Below are 15,430 nucleotides of genomic sequence, written 5' to 3' on the forward strand. Positions count from 1 at the left end.
GTACTAATTGCCCGTGAGGCTTAACCATACAACACCCAAAGGGTTTTGATGGACTCAAAGCAAGAACAAATTGAATGTGTAGAGAACGCATTAACAGCTTTCCGGATTTATTGTTTTCAGATTTTCAGAAAATCTGAAGGCAAAACAGAATTTGCTTGGCGACCATAGCGTTGTGGACCCACCTGATTTCCATGCCGAACTCAGAAGTGAAACGCAATAGCGCCGATGGTAGTGTGGGGTTTCCCCATGTGAGAGTAGGACATCGCCAGGCTTTAAATTTTAAAGAGCCCGTTTTAAAAGACGGGCTTTTTTAGTCCTGAAGGACAACCACGATGCTGATATAGCTCAGGTGGTAGAGCGCATCCTTGGTAAGGATGAGGTCCCCAGTTCGAGTCTGGGTATCAGCACCAGTATTTAGAGTCATCTTGCTGCGCAAGGTGCACCCAAGCAAGATTTTGTTTGGCGACCATAGCATTGTGGACCCACCTGATTCCATGCCGAACTCAGAAGTGAAACGCAATAGCGCCGATGGTAGTGTGGGGCTTCCCCATGTGAGAGTAGGACATCGCCAAGCTTTAATTTCACGCCTCAGCATAAGCTGGGGCGTTTTCGTATCTACGGTATGTGTATCAATATTACATTAATACCACGATCAAGTTTCCTAGCCCTTCTATTTAATACTATTAGCATGATTTTGCTACTGATTCAGTTACACTTTAATCATGTTTCTAAACTAGTTATCTATTATGAGCTTACAATTTCCATTTATTATCTCGGGTGGGCCGGGATCTGGGAAAACCACATTACTAGAAGCACTTGGTGAATTGGGTTTTCAGGTATTTCCTGAGGTTCCTAGGCTGCTCATAGAACAACAATCTAGACTCAATGATGGTGTATTGCCGTGGACGCAACTTGGACGCTTTGCTGAAATGTGTTTCCAGGAAATGGTTATTCAAAGAGGTCTTGCTCAACAATCAAAGCAGCTTAGCTTTCTCGACCGGGCTATTCCTGATGTGTGTGCTTATTTGGAATTTGGAAACCTGTCTGTATCAGACAATATCTTCAGCGAGGCTAACAAAGAATATCAGCAGACTGTCTTATTCTGTAAACCAACGCGTGAGACTTATGTGCAAGATGAGGTACGTCCTTATCCATTTGAGGAAGCACTGTCGATTCATCAAGCGTTGCGTATGCAGTATCAAGGGCTAGGATTTCAAGTTATTGAGATCCCGTTAATGACTGTACAACAGCGGGTCGAGTTTGTTGTTGAATTGTGTCAAACTCATACAGCAACCACTATTAGCAAGGAGAGCTAAGGAACAATGCACGACAAATTGCCTCGTCACCTCATAGAACCTGTTTCTAACTTACTGTGCTTTGTTCGCTACTTGGTTCAGCGCATGTCTCATGACCGAGTGAATGTCAACGCGGGCTATCTAACGTATATTACGTTACTCTCTATCGTGCCTATGTTGACGGTTCTGCTGTCAGTGTTGTCCTCGTTTTCAATATTTGCCAATGTTGGTGAAGTGCTACAAAACTTCATCATTCAACATTTTGTACCCGCAGCTGGTGATGCTGTTTATACAGCTCTCACTGAGTTTGTCGCTAATACAGGTCGAATGACAGCAATTGGTAGTGGTTTTTTGTTTGTTGCTGCCTTGATGCTCATCTCCAATATCGATAACAATCTCAACTACATCTGGCGAGTCAAAGTAAAGCGACGTCCGGTGTTTTCCTTCTCTATGTATTGGATGATATTGACTCTAGGTCCAATTTTGGTTGGTGCCAGTATTGTAGGAACCTCATACCTCACGTCATTAAAGATCTTGGAGCATGAGCTACTCAGTGGTGCATTTAGTTTCTTTTTAGGCTGGTTGCCCGCTTTTCTTGCACTGTTAGCTTTCACTGGGCTTTATGTTCTCGTTCCTAATAAGAAAGTCTATTTGAGCCATGCCATTATCGGCGCTGCCGTAGCGACATTGTTGTTTGAGGTGAGTAAGAAAGGTTTCGCGTACTACATAACTCAGTTCCCTTCTTATCAGTTGATTTATGGGGCGCTAGCGGCCATTCCAATCCTCTTTCTCTGGATCTATTTGTGCTGGTTTATCGTTTTGATTGGTGCCGAGTTCACAGCAGCACTAGGAGAGAAAGAACACTGGCGACTGAAAAGCCCCGTGATACAATCGACAGCCGAAAAGAAGCAATTGACCCAAAAGGAACAACCGCGTGATAGCACTGATACAAAGAGTGAGTGAGTCTGCTGTTAAGGTTGACGGAAAAACGGTCGGCGAAATCGGTAAAGGTCTGTTGGTCTTATTAGGTGTTGAAAAGGACGATGATGAAGCCAAAGCAAAGCGCTTGGTTGAGCGCGTCACTACCTACCGTGTTTTTGAAGATGAAGCCGGCAAAATGAATCTAAACGTCAAGGATGTGGATGGCAGCGTTCTTGTGGTTTCACAATTTACGCTACCAGCGGATACCAAGAAAGGGACTCGAGCGGGCTTTTCTAAAGGCGCACATCCGGCGGATGCTGAGCGTCTCTATGACTATTTTGCTGACCATTGTCAGCAGGTATTACCAACAGAACGCGGCCAGTTTGCAGCTGATATGAAAGTATCACTCATTAACGATGGTCCTGTGACGTTCTGGTTGCAGGTATAAACGAGTAACGCGTTAAGTTTACATGCGAAAGGATATCTATGTTTAAACTCATTACTCCTAAGACAGAAAATCAGCTCAGTAAGTACTATCATTTTCGATGGCAGATGTTGCGTGAGCCGTGGCGACTGCCGGTAGGATCTGAGCGTGATGAGTATGACGAAATGAGTCATCACCGCATGATTGTCGATGGGCGAGGAAGACCCATGGCGATTGGACGCTTGTATATTACGCCTGATAATGAAGGCCAAATCCGCTACATGGCGGTAAAGAGTAGTCGTCGTGACAAAGGCATGGGGTCATTAGTGCTGGTTGCACTCGAGTCCTTTGCTCGTCAAGAAGGCGTTAAGCGCTTGGTATGTAATGCCCGAGAAGATGCAATCTCTTTCTATGAGAAAAATGGCTTTAACAGCCAGGGTGAGCTTAATGACCAAAAAGGGCCGGTTCGTCACCAACAAATGGTGAAACCGCTCGATCCTTTAGCCAAAGTCCTTCGCAGACCTGAATGGTGTGCAGAGCTACAAGAGCGCTGGGAGCAGCAGATACCTATTAGTGACAAGATGGGTATCAAGATTAACCAGTACACTGGCTATCGCTTTGAATGCAGTGCGCAGTTGAATCCTAACCTCAACCCACACAATACGATGTTTGCTGGCTCAGCGTTTACGTTGGCAACGTTAACGGGTTGGGGCATGACTTGGTTACTGATGCGCGAACGTGGTTTGGTAGCGGATATCGTGCTGGCAGATAGTCGAATTCGCTATCGACATCCCGTGGAGTCCAGCCCAGTATCTGTCACATCATTAGATGGCATTAGTGGTGATTTGGACAGACTTGCCGCAGGTAAGAAAGCACGAATCGTGATCAACGTGACCATCTATAGTGGTGATACACCAGCGGTCGAGTTTGTTGGTACCTACATGCTGTTACCTAATTATCACGACAAGCTACTGTCGAGTTAACAGATTAGCCCTCATCTCATGGTGGGGGCTACTTTTATCGGCAGCCCTCTATTGGTGTAGCGGTGATCACGCCTGTGAGGATGTGTAGCGTGTAGATGCTTTTACAGGGCTCGGTTAATTCTATGTTGAGCGCTTCAAGAGGCTGCGAGCTCAAATCAATACTCTGCTTCGCTTCACCGTTAAGGTTTTCGCTAGAGATCTTAAATGGTACCAACTCCACTCTCCCTCTATCTGCGGTTAATTTCAGCGGTGTAATATCGACTGAAAACGGCGTCTGCGAATGTTCTGTAACGGCTGTAGTATTGTAGAAGCTTGCGTTGAGCGCTCCAGACACTGTTTGAGAGAAAGCGTGTTTATCAGCAATCAAAGCGCTCATCTCTAGCTCGACATCGGCTGCACCGGTGAATCCTAGCGCAGCAGGGCTACTTAGGTATTGGGTAAGCTGTACAGGTAGTGAGAAAGCGTTAGCACTAACTTTGAGTGGTTGGCTTGGCGCAGTAAAGTCGAGCTCAGCATTGGCCGTTAGGTAACCTTGGTCAAATGGAATAAATAAGCGATTTAACTGCCATTTACCCTGCTTGCTTTCGGTTTCAATAATGATCTGATTTGCGAGCACTTTGTCGATACTGGCACTATTGGCAGATGCCGTTGCTTTTCCTTGCCACAATCCCCACTGGTAGTCCTTTTTAAGGACTAGGTCATTGGCCTTCATATTGAACCCAGTGACTTGCCAAAATGGCTTGTTGGCCAGTTGAATCCACTGAGAGCGATTGAAGGTCGCATTATCAATAGTGATCGTCTTGATATCGTCGGCGTTGATATCATTAAACAGAGTCAGTAAAGAGGCATCACCAGACTCTTGGATAAACTTGATGCCATCAATATTAACCTTATCCAGCTTAACTGTGTTGGGGGTGAGTTCTCCCGACACTTGTACGCGCCCTTGCTCAAGCCGTGTATCTAAGTCGGCTATTTGGATCTTATCTTTACTGGCATAGAGTTCTATCGTCGGCTCGATAAACTCAAACCCTTGCCAGACAACTTGATCTGCATCGATGGAGAGATAAGCTTGCTGCTGAGACCATAGCTGTTTATCGAGCTCTATGCCCTCAACAGAGGCGTTGATGTTGCTGATCTTACTGCCGTTATAACTTAGCGATGAGTTAAGAATATCTAGGCTGTTGATGTGATTAACATACTTCTGAAACAAAGAAAACCAAGGGTCATCAAGATGAGTTTGCTCAAGGCTTAAGCGATTGATGGTGGTGTTAACCAATGACCATCCGCGTTCGAGTTTCTGCGCTTGTGTAGAGATACTTGCGCCGCTCCATGTGAAGGAAACGCCGTACAGCTTGCTGTTATCTCTCGCAAACACGCCGTCAAGTAATACATCGTGCAGCGCAGAGCCTTGATAATTGAGCTGAGAAGCCTCTAGTTGGACTTCGCCTTGAGATGACATGAGTGAGTCACCAGCGACAAGCCCTTTAACTTGCAGGCGCAGATCGTTGATGATCAGTTCATTATCACTGTAATCTAAATGATCAATCGCCAGGTTTTCGATCTGCCAGCGCTCAATCAGTTCTAAAGGTAATGGGTCTCTGCCATTAAGGGTCGTGCCATCAATCAACAATTCTTGAACAGTGAGGGGTTGCTTGGTCGATAAATTACCTGCCAGCCAAACAGAGAGCTTCGCGACTTCGACTGGTGGCTGCTCCGCAATCTCGAATCGAGCGTTTTCAAACGTGACCTGATTAGGGTAGTGATAGTGAAAGGCTTCACTAGTGACATGGATATCAAGTACTTTCTCTAGTGCGTAGCTCACCACTGGCTTTGCGTATTGAGTATGCAATACACCAAATACCAACAAAATGGAAAGCAGACCCAGTGCCATGAGTGCAACTAACAGTGCAACAATCTTTCTTACCACAGTGACAAAGCCTAATCGTTCAACATAAACAATAATTTAGCGTGTATAGATGAAAAAAGCCCCTCTAAATGAGGGGCTGGGGTTAAAAAGTTGGATTTCTATCTAACTTATTAGTCTAGCTGTGGGCCTGCCGCAACCAATGCTTGGCCTTCTGCGTTGTCGGTATACTTGTCAAAGTTCGCGATGAAACGCTTAGCAAGATCTTCCGCTTTGCTTTCCCACTGTAGAGGGTCAACATAGGTTTCACGAGGATCTAAGATTGATGGATCCACACCTGGAAGTGAAGTTGGTACTTCTAGGTTGAATACAGGGATATTCGTGGTTTCCGTTTTTTCGATAGAGCCATCAAGGATCGCATCGATAATGCCGCGAGTATCTTGGATAGAGATACGTTTACCCGTACCGTTCCAACCGGTGTTAACTAGGTAAGCTTCAGCGCCAGCAGCTTCCATACGTTTAACCAGTACTTCAGCATACTTAGTTGGGTGTAGCGTTAGGAACGCGGCACCAAAACACGCAGAGAAGGTTGGCGTTGGCTCTGTGATACCACGCTCGGTACCAGCTAGCTTAGCCGTAAAGCCTGATAGGAAGTGGTACTTAGTTTGCTCTGGTGTTAGCTTAGATACTGGTGGTAGAACACCGAACGCATCAGCAGATAGGAAGATCACTTTATTCGCGTGACCGCCTTTTGATACTGGCTTCACAATATTGTCAATGTGGTGAAGTGGGTACGAAACACGAGTATTTTCTGTTTTCGAACCATCATCAAAGTCGATAGAGCCATCATTGCGAACAGTCACGTTCTCTAGTAGCGCATCTCTGCGGATCGCATTGTAGATGTCTGGCTCCGCTTCTTTCGATAGGTTGATAGTCTTCGCGTAGCAGCCACCTTCGTAGTTGAAGATACCGTCATCATCCCAGCCGTGTTCATCGTCACCGATTAGCGCGCGTTTAGGATCGGTTGATAGTGTGGTTTTACCCGTACCAGAGAGACCGAAGAAGACTGCAACATCACCTTCTTCACCCATGTTTGCAGAACAGTGCATAGAAGCGATATCACGAAGTGGTAAGAAGTAGTTCATCATCGCGAACATACCTTTCTTCATTTCGCCGCCGTACCAAGTACCACCGATAAGCTGCATTCTTTCTGTTAGGTTGAAGACAGTGAAGTTTTCAGAGTTAAGACCTTGCTCTTCCCATTTCTGGTTGGTGCATTTAGCACCATTCATAACAACGAAATCAGGCTCGAAGGTTGCAAGCTCTTCTTCTGTTGGACGAATGAACATGTTTTTAACGAAGTGCGCTTGCCACGCTACTTCAGTGATAATACGAATGCATAGACGAGTATCTGGGTTGGTGCCGCAGAATCCGTCGATCACAAATAAACGTTTATTGGATAGTTGACCAGTAACTAGAGTTTTAAGGTCGTTCCATGCCTCTTGGGACATAGGTTTGTTGTCATTTTTAACCTTATCGTTTGTCCACCACATGTTTTCTTCAGTTGTAGCGTCTTTAACAATAAATTTGTCTTTTGGAGAGCGTCCAGTAAAGATTCCCGTATCTACAGCAACGGCGCCAAGCTCAGTAACTACGCCTTTCTCGTAGCCTTCTAGACCTTCGCGAGTTTCCTCTTCAAATAACTGTTCGTAGCTTGGGTTGCGAACGATGTCAGTTACGCCAGTGATTCCGTACTTGGTTAGATCGATTTGTGCAGCCTTGTTAATGTCCATAACGGTCATAGGTGCTCCTTATTGGATTTTTTGTAGGGATTTTAAAATTGTAGTAATAATTGTTTAGTTGTTATTTTGTTTTTTATTTTGAACTCCATGCTAGCAATGGATATCCGAGAAAACAGGGAGGTAGTTCAAAAATTAGTCATCAGTTATTGATGGTTTTAAGTGTTTTGTCACATATTGAATTTAGGTGATTTCTCCTCAAAGCAAACCTTTGCGCTAGATCAAATGTAACACATTAAAACCACCTCTAGTTAGATGTTCTGTTCATGTTTTTTGCAACATTGTTAAAAAAAACGAACAAAAAAAGCCAGTTCGTTAACGAACTGGCTTTTTGGGCTGAACACGTTCAGATTTTAGTGCACGGTGCTATCACCTGGTGCGGATTGAGCGTCCGCAAAAATCGCTTTGATTTCTGGTTCGTCAAAAGCGTACGTGGTACCACAGTAATCACAGTGAAGCGCTACTTCGCCATCTTGTGCAAGAATATCCATGATCTCTTCTTGTGCCACCGTTGAAATAGCACCCGCGCTGCGCTCACGTGAACAGCCACAGAAAAACTCAACCTGTTTCGGCTCGAATACTTGTACTTTATCTTGGTTGTACAAACGATAAAGTAGCGAGTTGGCTTCTAAGCCAAACAATTCTTCGTCTTTTACGGTATTGGTCAGTTGCTCTAGATGTTCGAAGTCTTCTGCTGAACCTGTACCATCAGGCATCACCTGAAGCATCATACCTGCCGCATGTGGTTTACCTTCAAACTCACCTGAGCGGATCCACAAGCGTGTTTTTAGCTGCTCAGAACGTTCGAAGTAACCTTCAAGAACTTCAGCAAGAGTGTCACCTTCTAGGCCAACGACACCTTGGTAGCGCTCGCCCTTATCTGGAGTGATGGTGATCACTAGGTAGCCTTTACCCATCATGTCATGGATGTTGGCATCGTCGGCAATGTCACCTTCCCAACGCGCTACACCGCGAAGCTTTTGGTTGTGGTCACCGTTAATGACAGCAAGTGATACCGGACCGTCACCTTGAAGCTGCATAGTAATAGAGCCTTCAAACTTTAGTGTCGCAGTTAAAAGGCTGGTGGACACGAGTAGGTCACCAAGTAGCTTTTGTAGCGGAGCTGGGTAGTCCTTGCTTGATAGAATTTCTTGATAAGTTGTATCCAGTTGTACGAGTTCGCCACGCACAGACAGTTCTTCAAAAAGGTAGCGGTTAAGTATGTTGTTAGCCATTGAGGAAGCTCCAGCTTATTGGTGTTTAAATTTAATGATGTCGCGACGCTGTTTCTTGTCAGGTCGACGCTCTGGACTTGGGTTGTGAGCGTGCAGCTTTCTTTTCAACGCGTTGTCTTCTCGCTTGGCGATACTCTCAGTTGTCTCGCTGTAGAGAGTCTGGGCTTCCGGTGCACCTCGACGTTGATCGGAGATTCGCTCAATGACCACGGTTTTCTCTTCATTACCTTGGCGCAGGGCGATCACTGCTCCCAATTCCACTATTTTGCTCGGCTTCGAGCGCTGTCCATTGTAGTGGACTTTGCCGCCGTCGACCATATTTCGTGCGATACTTCTGGTTTTATAGAAGCGAGCAGCCCATAACCATTTGTCCAAACGAACGGAATTATTCTCGGAACTCATTGTCAATCCTACTTTCTAAGTCAGTATTGGTAAGCCAAACTGAACTAGTGATAGATTTATCTTGCTATTGGTGTACTAAATGGTGCTTAGGTCTAAAAAATTCAACCCCGGAGTTGCAATAGCATTACTGTCACAGCAGATATGCTATAGTCTGTCGGTTAGCAAAGAGCAAAAAGTTGCTTATATCTTCGAGATTTATAACATAGTGAAATATCGGAAAGTTCATTATCTAGCAGGAAGTTAAAAGGGTGAAAGGAATATCTATATCGGCGAATGGCATTACCGCTGCCTCTTTGACTTCATTTTTACGACGTTGTACGCAGTACCAGCCTCAAATTAGCCTTATTGTCACCTTAGTGTTACTTGTTATCTCCTGCTGGATCGCGGGTGCTTTGTTGTGGCAGTTGTTTCCGCAATCGCACTCCGTAACACGCTGGGTCGCACCAACGACGGTGACTGCCACGAATAATGTGCAAACGGCTAAGTTGCAATCGTCAGATATCAATAATGCCAATATCTTTGGTCGTTACAGCAAAGAGCAAAAAGTGGTGCAAGCACCAGTGGTGACTGATGCTCCGAAGACTCGCCTTAATGTGGTGCTCGTTGGTTCGGTGGTGAGCTCAAACCCTGAGCGCAGCCTTGCGGTGGTTGCTCATCGAGGTAAGCAAGGTACCTATGGCATCGGTGAGCAGATTGATGGTACCCGTGCGACTGTGAATGCAGTTTTTATCGATCGGATTATCATTTCCAACTCTGGTCGTGATGAAACCGTGATGCTTGAGGGGGTCGAATATAAAAAGCTGGAGTTGAACCAGCGCCCGAAAGCCGCCGCTTCTAATATCGCTGGCAACAATCCCATCGACTCCGAAGAGAAGTTAGCGGCGATCCGTCGCACCATTACCCAAGACCCACAGCAAATATTCCAATACGTCAGGCTTTCTCAAGTAAAGCGTGATGGCAAGGTAGCAGGTTATCGAGTAAGCCCAGGGCGCGACCCTGAGCTGTTCAATTCGGTTGGTTTACAAAATGGCGATATCGCCATCGCACTCAATGGTGCTGACCTAACTGACCCTGCTGCGATGGGGCAGATTTATCAATCCATCACCGACCTAACCGAGTTGAACCTCACCGTTGAACGCGATGGACAGCAACATGACATCTTCATTCAGTTTTAGTCATGTCGACCGTATTACAAGGGAGCAATAAGTGAAAAGTTGGCTTAAAACAAGTACCTGGTTATTGATGGGGAGCCTGATGGCGGTACCCGCGGTATCAGCCAATGAATTTAGCGCCAGTTTTAAAGGCACTGACCTTCATGAGTTTATCAATATTGTTGGGCGTAACCTCGACAAAACCATCATCGTAGATCCTTCCGTACGCGGTAAAGTCGATGTGCGAAGTTATGACGTGCTGAATGAAGAGCAGTATTACAGCTTTTTCCTCAACGTTCTCGAAGTGTATGGCTTCGCGGTGGTTGAGATGGATAACGGCATTCTAAAAGTCATCAAAGCCAAAGACGCCAAAACATCCGCGATTCCGGTTGTGGGAGATACTGATATTGCCGTAGGCGATACAGTGGTCACTCGTGTGGTTGCGGTTAAAAACGTCTCGGTACGTGAGTTGTCACCACTACTAAGGCAGCTTAATGATAACGCTGGTGCAGGTAACGTAGTGCATTATGACCCGGCGAATATCATTCTGATCACAGGCCGCGCTGCGGTGGTGAACCGTTTAGCGGAAATTATCAAGCGTGTTGACCAAGCCGGTGATAAAGAAGTGGAAGTGGTGGAGCTGAAAAACGCGTCTGCAGCAGAAATGGTGCGTATTGTCGACGCGCTAAATAAAACTACGGATGCCAAAAATACCCCTGCATTCTTACAGCCTAAGCTGGTGGCGGACGAGCGTACCAACTCAATTCTTATTTCTGGCGACCCTAAAGTGCGCCAGCGCTTGCGCCGTTTGATTGGTCAACTGGACATCGAAATGGCCACCAAAGGCAATAACCGTGTTCAATACCTAAAATATGCCAAAGCGGAAGATTTGGTCGATGTGCTAAAAGGCGTGTCGGACAATCTGCAAAAAGAGAAACAAGCAGGAACAAAATCAGGCTCTACAGCCAATCGCAGTGAAGTCATGATTGCCGCGCACCAAGATACCAATGCGTTAGTACTGACCGCACCGCCAGATATTATGAAGGCGCTACTTGAGGTGATTTCTCAGCTGGATATTCGCCGCGCGCAGGTATTGATTGAAGCTCTAATTGTTGAACTGGCTGACGTAGATGGTGCTAACCTCGGTGTTCAGTGGGGCTCGGTCAACGGCGGCAGTGTGGTGCAGTTTAGCAACACTGGTGCGTCTATCGGCAGCGTGATGGTTGGTATGGAAGAAGCCAAAGACAAGAAGACTACAGAAACTCGTGTTGATGCTGATGGCAACCCATACAACGTTGAAACGACAACGACGGGTGATTTTAGTAAGTTGGCAAGCGCACTGAGCGGTGTACAAGGTGCAGCTGTTGGTATCGCCTTAGGTGACTGGACAGCACTCATCACGGCGGTTTCTAGTCAGTCAAATTCGAACATTTTGTCATCGCCAAGCATTACCGTAATGGATAACGGTGAAGCTTCGTTTATCGTCGGTGAAGAAGTCCCTGTTCTGACGGGGTCGACAGCGGGCTCAAACAATAGCAACCCATTCCAAACCGTTGATCGTAAAGAGGTTGGTATCAAACTAAAAGTGGTGCCACAGATCAACGAAGGTAACTCAGTTCAGCTTAACATTGAGCAAGAAGTCTCTAACGTCCTAGGTGCAAACGGTGCCGTTGACGTGCGTTTCGCTAAGCGTCAGCTCAATACTTCAGTCATGATCCAAGATGGCCAAATGCTGGTGCTTGGTGGCTTGATTGATGAGCGTGCGGCAGAGAGTGAATCGAAAGTGCCGTTCTTAGGTGATATTCCTTACCTTGGTCGCTTGTTTACGTCGACCTCGACCACGGTTGAGAAGAAGAATTTGATGGTCTTCATTAAGCCAACCATCATTCGCGACGGCATGACATCAGACGGTATTACGCAGCGTAAGTACAACTACATTCGCGCTGAGCAGCTGTTTAAGGCGGACAAAGGTCTTAAGCTGATGGATGATGGCTTCATTCCTGTATTGCCTGAATTTAATGAGACAGCGCGTTACCCATCAGAGATCCAAGCGTTTATTGATCAAGTGGAAGCGAAGTAATGATGGAAAGCCCAGAGCATCGCCCGCTAGCTAACCGCTTACCGTTTAGCTTTGCTAATCGCTTTAAAGTAGTGTTTGAAGCGCAGGAGTCGCAGTCGATTCTCTATTATGTAGAACCACTGGCGCTCAATGCCTTGCAGGAAGTAAAGCGAGTATTTCGAAAGCCGTTTTCTTTGCATGCACTGCCGTCGAGCGAGTTTGATGCCAAGTTGACCCAGGCTTACCAGCGTGACTCCTCTGAAGCTAGACAGCTGATGGAAGATATTGGTGCGGACAGTGATGACTTTTTCTCGCTGGCAGAAGAGCTGCCTCAAGATGAAGACCTGTTAGAGTCCGATGATGATGCGCCAATCATTAAATTGATCAATGCCATGCTTGGCGAAGCGATCAAAGAAGGCGCATCTGATATCCATATCGAAACCTTCGAGAAAGTGCTGTCGATCCGTTTTCGTATTGATGGTGTGCTGCGAGACGTTCTGGCACCAAGCCGCAAATTGGCACCGCTATTGGTTTCGCGCGTAAAGGTTATGGCTAAGCTGGATATCGCTGAAAAACGCGTACCACAAGATGGTCGTATTTCGCTGCGTATCGGTGGCCGAGCAGTGGATGTGCGTGTTTCGACGATGCCGTCATCGCACGGCGAGCGAGTAGTAATGCGTCTTTTAGACAAAAACGCCACTCGTCTTGATCTACACAGCTTAGGTATGACGGCAGATAACCATGTCAACTTTAGACATCTTATCGGCCGTCCTCACGGCATCATTTTGGTCACAGGTCCAACTGGCTCGGGTAAGTCGACCACGCTGTATGCTGGCTTACAAGAGATCAACAGCAATGAGCGCAATATCCTCACCGTTGAAGACCCGATTGAATTTGATATCGATGGCATCGGTCAAACTCAGGTGAATCCTAAAGTTGATATGACTTTCGCTCGAGGCTTGCGTGCTATCTTGCGTCAAGACCCCGATGTGGTGATGGTGGGTGAGATCCGTGACCTAGAAACGGCACAAATTGCCGTTCAAGCTTCATTGACCGGTCACTTGGTTATGTCGACATTGCATACCAATACGGCCGTAGGTGCGATCACACGTATGCGTGATATGGGTATTGAGCCATTTTTGATCTCCTCATCACTGCTGGGTGTATTGGCACAGCGCTTGGTACGTACCCTGTGTAATGACTGTAAACAACCTTACGAGGCGGATGCAGCCACTAAGCAACTGTTTGGTTTAGCTGAGCCTGAGCCGTTAACGCTGCACAAAGCGGTTGGCTGTGAACGTTGTAATCATAAAGGGTATCGCGGCCGAACGGGTATTCATGAGCTGCTGATGGTTAATGACAAGGTTCAATCGCTGATCCATGACGAAGCAGGTGAGCAGGCGATTGAAAAAGCAGTGCGCTCTCATACCCCAAGTATCCGTGATGATGGCTTCCATAAAGTCAAACTTGGTGTGACCTCGCTTGAAGAAGTCATGCGCGTGACTAAGGAAGCGTAAGTGGCGGCATTCGAATATAAGGCACTCAATGCCAAAGGTAAGCAAGTCAAAGGGTTGATAGAAGGTGATAATGCTCGCCAAGCGCGCCAGCGTCTAAAAGAGCAAGGCTTTATCCCGGTTGATATTGTTGAAGCCAAGGGCAAAGCATCGTCAAATTCATCGGGTACCGTCAACGCAACACCGATGTTTAAGCGTGGTTTAAGTACTCCTGATTTGGCACTGATTACGCGACAGTTATCTACCCTGGTTCAATCTGGCATGCCATTGGAAGAGTGTTTGCGAGCGGTGTCTGAGCAGTCAGAAAAGCCACGCATTCGCACTATGTTGGCGGCCATTCGCTCTAAAGTCACCGAAGGTTACACGCTGTCTGACAGTCTTGCTGACTATTCACATGTCTTCGATGAGCTGTTTCGCTCCATGGTGGCAGCCGGTGAAAAGTCAGGTCACCTAGATTCTATTTTGGAGCGTCTTGCGGATTACGCTGAAAATCGTCAGAAAATGCGCTCTAAGCTGCAACAAGCGATGATTTACCCAGTCGTGCTGGTGGTATTTGCGGTATCGATTGTGGCGTTTTTGCTAGCAGCCGTGGTGCCCAAAATTGTCGGTCAGTTTGTCCAAATGGGGCAGGAGCTGCCAGCATCGACACAGTTTTTGCTCTCTTCTAGTGACTTTATCCAAGAGTGGGGCTTATTGCTGCTTGGTGGTTTTACACTGACGTTGTATTTAATCAAAGTCGCACTTCGTAAGCCGTCTATCCGTATGAGTTGGGACACCAAAGTGTTAGGGCTTCCTCTTATTGGTAAGATTGCCCGAGGCCTGAATACATCGCGTTTTGCACGTACCTTAGCGATTTGTACCTCGAGTGCCATTCCTATCCTAGAAGGGATGAAAGTCTCTGTGGATGTGATGACCAACCATTTTGCTAAGAAGCAAGTGTCCACGGCGGCTGATAATGTGCGAGAAGGGGCTAGCCTTCGTAAAGCACTCGAGCAAACCAAGCTATTCCCACCTATGATGCTACACATGATCGCCAGTGGTGAGCAAAGTGGTGAGCTAGAGAGCATGCTGACGCGTGCGGCAGACAACCAAGACCAAAACTTTGAATCGACAGTGAACATTGCCCTTGGCATTTTCACCCCAGCACTGATTGCCTTAATGGCAGGTTTAGTACTGTTTATTGTGATGGCGACCCTAATGCCGATTTTGGAAATGAACAATTTGATGTCTGGTTAATCCAATCAGTCAGATGGTTAGAATTGCCCTCAATTTGAGGGCGTTTATTTGGAGTTAGAGATGAAAAAAACAATGAAAAAACAATCCGGCTTTACCTTGCTAGAGGTAATGGTAGTGGTTGTTATTTTGGGTATTTTGGCAAGCTTTGTCGTACCTAACTTGCTGGGTAACAAAGAGAAGGCAGACCAACAGAAAGCAGTGACGGATATCGTTGCTTTGGAGAATGCGCTTGATATGTACAAACTGGATAACAGTGTTTATCCAACGACGGATCAAGGCCTAGAAGCGCTGGTCACCAAACCAACCAACCCAGAGCCGCGTAACTACCGCGATGGTGGTTACATTCGTCGTCTACCAGCTGATCCATGGGGCAACGAATATCAATATCTAAGCCCAGGTGATAAAGGCACTATCGACATCTTTACCCTAGGTGCTGACGGCCAAGAGGGCGGTGAAGGCCCAGCGGCTGATATCGGTAACTGGAATATTCAAGACTTCCAGTAAACATGATAGGAGAGGTGGTTCGCCTCTCCTTTGTTCAAAGTGA

General features: G+C 46.5%; 13 protein-coding genes, 1 tRNA gene and 2 rRNA genes. 12 read left to right on the forward strand and 4 right to left on the reverse strand.

Translation table 11 applies throughout. The annotated features are described in order from the left end of the window. The first annotated feature begins 154 nt into the window (after positions 1-154). The 7 genes from rrf (L4C42_RS08330) (at position 155) to L4C42_RS08360 (ending at position 3,623) form a co-directional block, all read left to right on the forward strand. A 5S ribosomal RNA gene (rrf, locus tag L4C42_RS08330) occupies positions 155-271 on the forward strand. A gap of 63 nt (positions 272-334) precedes the next feature. Further along, positions 335-410, forward strand: a tRNA-Thr gene (locus tag L4C42_RS08335). Between the two features lie 48 nt (positions 411-458). Beyond that, positions 459-574 (forward strand): 5S ribosomal RNA (gene rrf, locus L4C42_RS08340). 172 nt (positions 575-746) lie between these two features. Further along, positions 747-1,316, forward strand: coding sequence for an AAA family ATPase (locus tag L4C42_RS08345; protein WP_418641799.1), 570 nt, complete (start codon positions 747-749; stop codon positions 1,314-1,316). Between the two features lie 6 nt (positions 1,317-1,322). Next, entirely contained in the window at positions 1,323-2,258 is a 936-nt protein-coding gene (locus L4C42_RS08350) for a virulence factor BrkB family protein (RefSeq protein ID WP_353497365.1), read from the forward strand. Continuing rightward, positions 2,230-2,664 carry a D-aminoacyl-tRNA deacylase gene (gene dtd, locus L4C42_RS08355; protein WP_353497364.1) on the forward strand — a complete coding sequence of 145 codons (435 nt, stop codon included), beginning with the start codon at positions 2,230-2,232 and terminating at the stop codon, positions 2,662-2,664. Before L4C42_RS08350 ends, dtd begins: the two co-directional genes overlap by 29 nt. A 38-nt stretch (positions 2,665-2,702) precedes the next feature. Beyond that, a complete protein-coding gene (locus tag L4C42_RS08360; protein ID WP_353497363.1) occupies positions 2,703-3,623 on the forward strand; it encodes a bifunctional GNAT family N-acetyltransferase/hotdog fold thioesterase in 921 nt (306 codons plus the stop codon). Between the two features lie 34 nt (positions 3,624-3,657). On the opposite strand, the gene L4C42_RS08365 is transcribed toward L4C42_RS08360, so the two are convergent. The 4 genes from L4C42_RS08365 to hslR form a co-directional block, all read right to left on the reverse strand. Then, positions 3,658-5,550, reverse strand: coding sequence for an AsmA family protein (locus L4C42_RS08365; protein WP_353497362.1), 1,893 nt, complete (start codon positions 5,548-5,550; stop codon positions 3,658-3,660). 110 nt (positions 5,551-5,660) lie between these two features. After that, positions 5,661-7,289 (reverse strand): phosphoenolpyruvate carboxykinase (ATP), encoded by a 1,629-nt coding sequence (gene pckA, locus L4C42_RS08370; RefSeq protein ID WP_353497361.1) that lies wholly within the window; start codon positions 7,287-7,289, stop codon positions 5,661-5,663. 350 nt (positions 7,290-7,639) lie between these two features. Then, positions 7,640-8,521: an Hsp33 family molecular chaperone HslO gene (gene hslO / locus L4C42_RS08375; protein WP_429760083.1), complete on the reverse strand. Its 882-nt coding sequence runs from the start codon at positions 8,519-8,521 to the stop codon at positions 7,640-7,642. A 15-nt stretch (positions 8,522-8,536) separates the two neighbouring features. Next, a complete protein-coding gene (gene hslR, locus L4C42_RS08380; protein ID WP_353497359.1) occupies positions 8,537-8,923 on the reverse strand; it encodes a ribosome-associated heat shock protein Hsp15 in 387 nt (128 codons plus the stop codon). 248 nt (positions 8,924-9,171) lie between these two features. Here hslR and gspC point away from each other — a divergent pair, with 248 nt between their 5' ends. From gspC to gspG, 5 genes are read left to right on the forward strand one after another with little or no spacing between them, the layout of a single operon-like run. Beyond that, positions 9,172-10,098: a type II secretion system protein GspC gene (gspC, locus tag L4C42_RS08385; protein ID WP_418641797.1), complete on the forward strand. Its 927-nt coding sequence runs from the start codon at positions 9,172-9,174 to the stop codon at positions 10,096-10,098. Positions 10,099-10,129: 31 nt separating this feature from the next. Further along, the gene (gspD, locus tag L4C42_RS08390; RefSeq protein WP_353497358.1) at positions 10,130-12,154 is read left to right on the forward strand and encodes a type II secretion system secretin GspD; all 2,025 of its coding nucleotides are present in this window, start codon (positions 10,130-10,132) and stop codon (positions 12,152-12,154) included. Continuing rightward, the gene (gene gspE / locus L4C42_RS08395; protein WP_353497357.1) at positions 12,154-13,650 is read left to right on the forward strand and encodes a type II secretion system ATPase GspE; all 1,497 of its coding nucleotides are present in this window, start codon (positions 12,154-12,156) and stop codon (positions 13,648-13,650) included. The genes gspD and gspE overlap by 1 nt, the downstream gene beginning before the upstream one ends. Then, on the forward strand, positions 13,651-14,883 hold the full coding sequence (gene gspF, locus L4C42_RS08400) for a type II secretion system inner membrane protein GspF (RefSeq protein ID WP_353497356.1): 1,233 nt from the start codon (positions 13,651-13,653) through the stop codon (positions 14,881-14,883). 60 nt (positions 14,884-14,943) lie between these two features. Next, positions 14,944-15,387 carry a type II secretion system major pseudopilin GspG gene (gene gspG / locus L4C42_RS08405; RefSeq protein WP_112460935.1) on the forward strand — a complete coding sequence of 148 codons (444 nt, stop codon included), beginning with the start codon at positions 14,944-14,946 and terminating at the stop codon, positions 15,385-15,387. Positions 15,388-15,430: the final 43 nt, after the last annotated feature.

It is taken from the genome of Vibrio wakamikoensis (assembly GCF_050337275.1).
In the GTDB taxonomy this organism is placed as follows: domain Bacteria; phylum Pseudomonadota; class Gammaproteobacteria; order Enterobacterales; family Vibrionaceae; genus Vibrio; species Vibrio chaetopteri.

What these genes read in the sequence shown, in the direction of transcription:
- L4C42_RS08345 (WP_418641799.1), top strand. Translation starts at nt 747, where the DNA reads ATGAGCTTACAATTTCCATTTATTATCTCGGGTGGGCCGGGATCTGGG.
- L4C42_RS08350 (WP_353497365.1), top strand. Translation starts at nt 1,323, where the DNA reads ATGCACGACAAATTGCCTCGTCACCTCATAGAACCTGTTTCTAACTTA.
- L4C42_RS08360 (WP_353497363.1), top strand. Translation starts at nt 2,703, where the DNA reads ATGTTTAAACTCATTACTCCTAAGACAGAAAATCAGCTCAGTAAGTAC.
- pckA (WP_353497361.1), bottom strand. Translation starts at nt 7,289, where the DNA reads ATGACCGTTATGGACATTAACAAGGCTGCACAAATCGATCTAACCAAG.
- hslO (WP_429760083.1), bottom strand. Translation starts at nt 8,521, where the DNA reads ATGGCTAACAACATACTTAACCGCTACCTTTTTGAAGAACTGTCTGTG.
- hslR (WP_353497359.1), bottom strand. Translation starts at nt 8,923, where the DNA reads ATGAGTTCCGAGAATAATTCCGTTCGTTTGGACAAATGGTTATGGGCT.
- gspE (WP_353497357.1), top strand. Translation starts at nt 12,154, where the DNA reads ATGATGGAAAGCCCAGAGCATCGCCCGCTAGCTAACCGCTTACCGTTT.
- gspG (WP_112460935.1), top strand. Translation starts at nt 14,944, where the DNA reads ATGAAAAAAACAATGAAAAAACAATCCGGCTTTACCTTGCTAGAGGTA.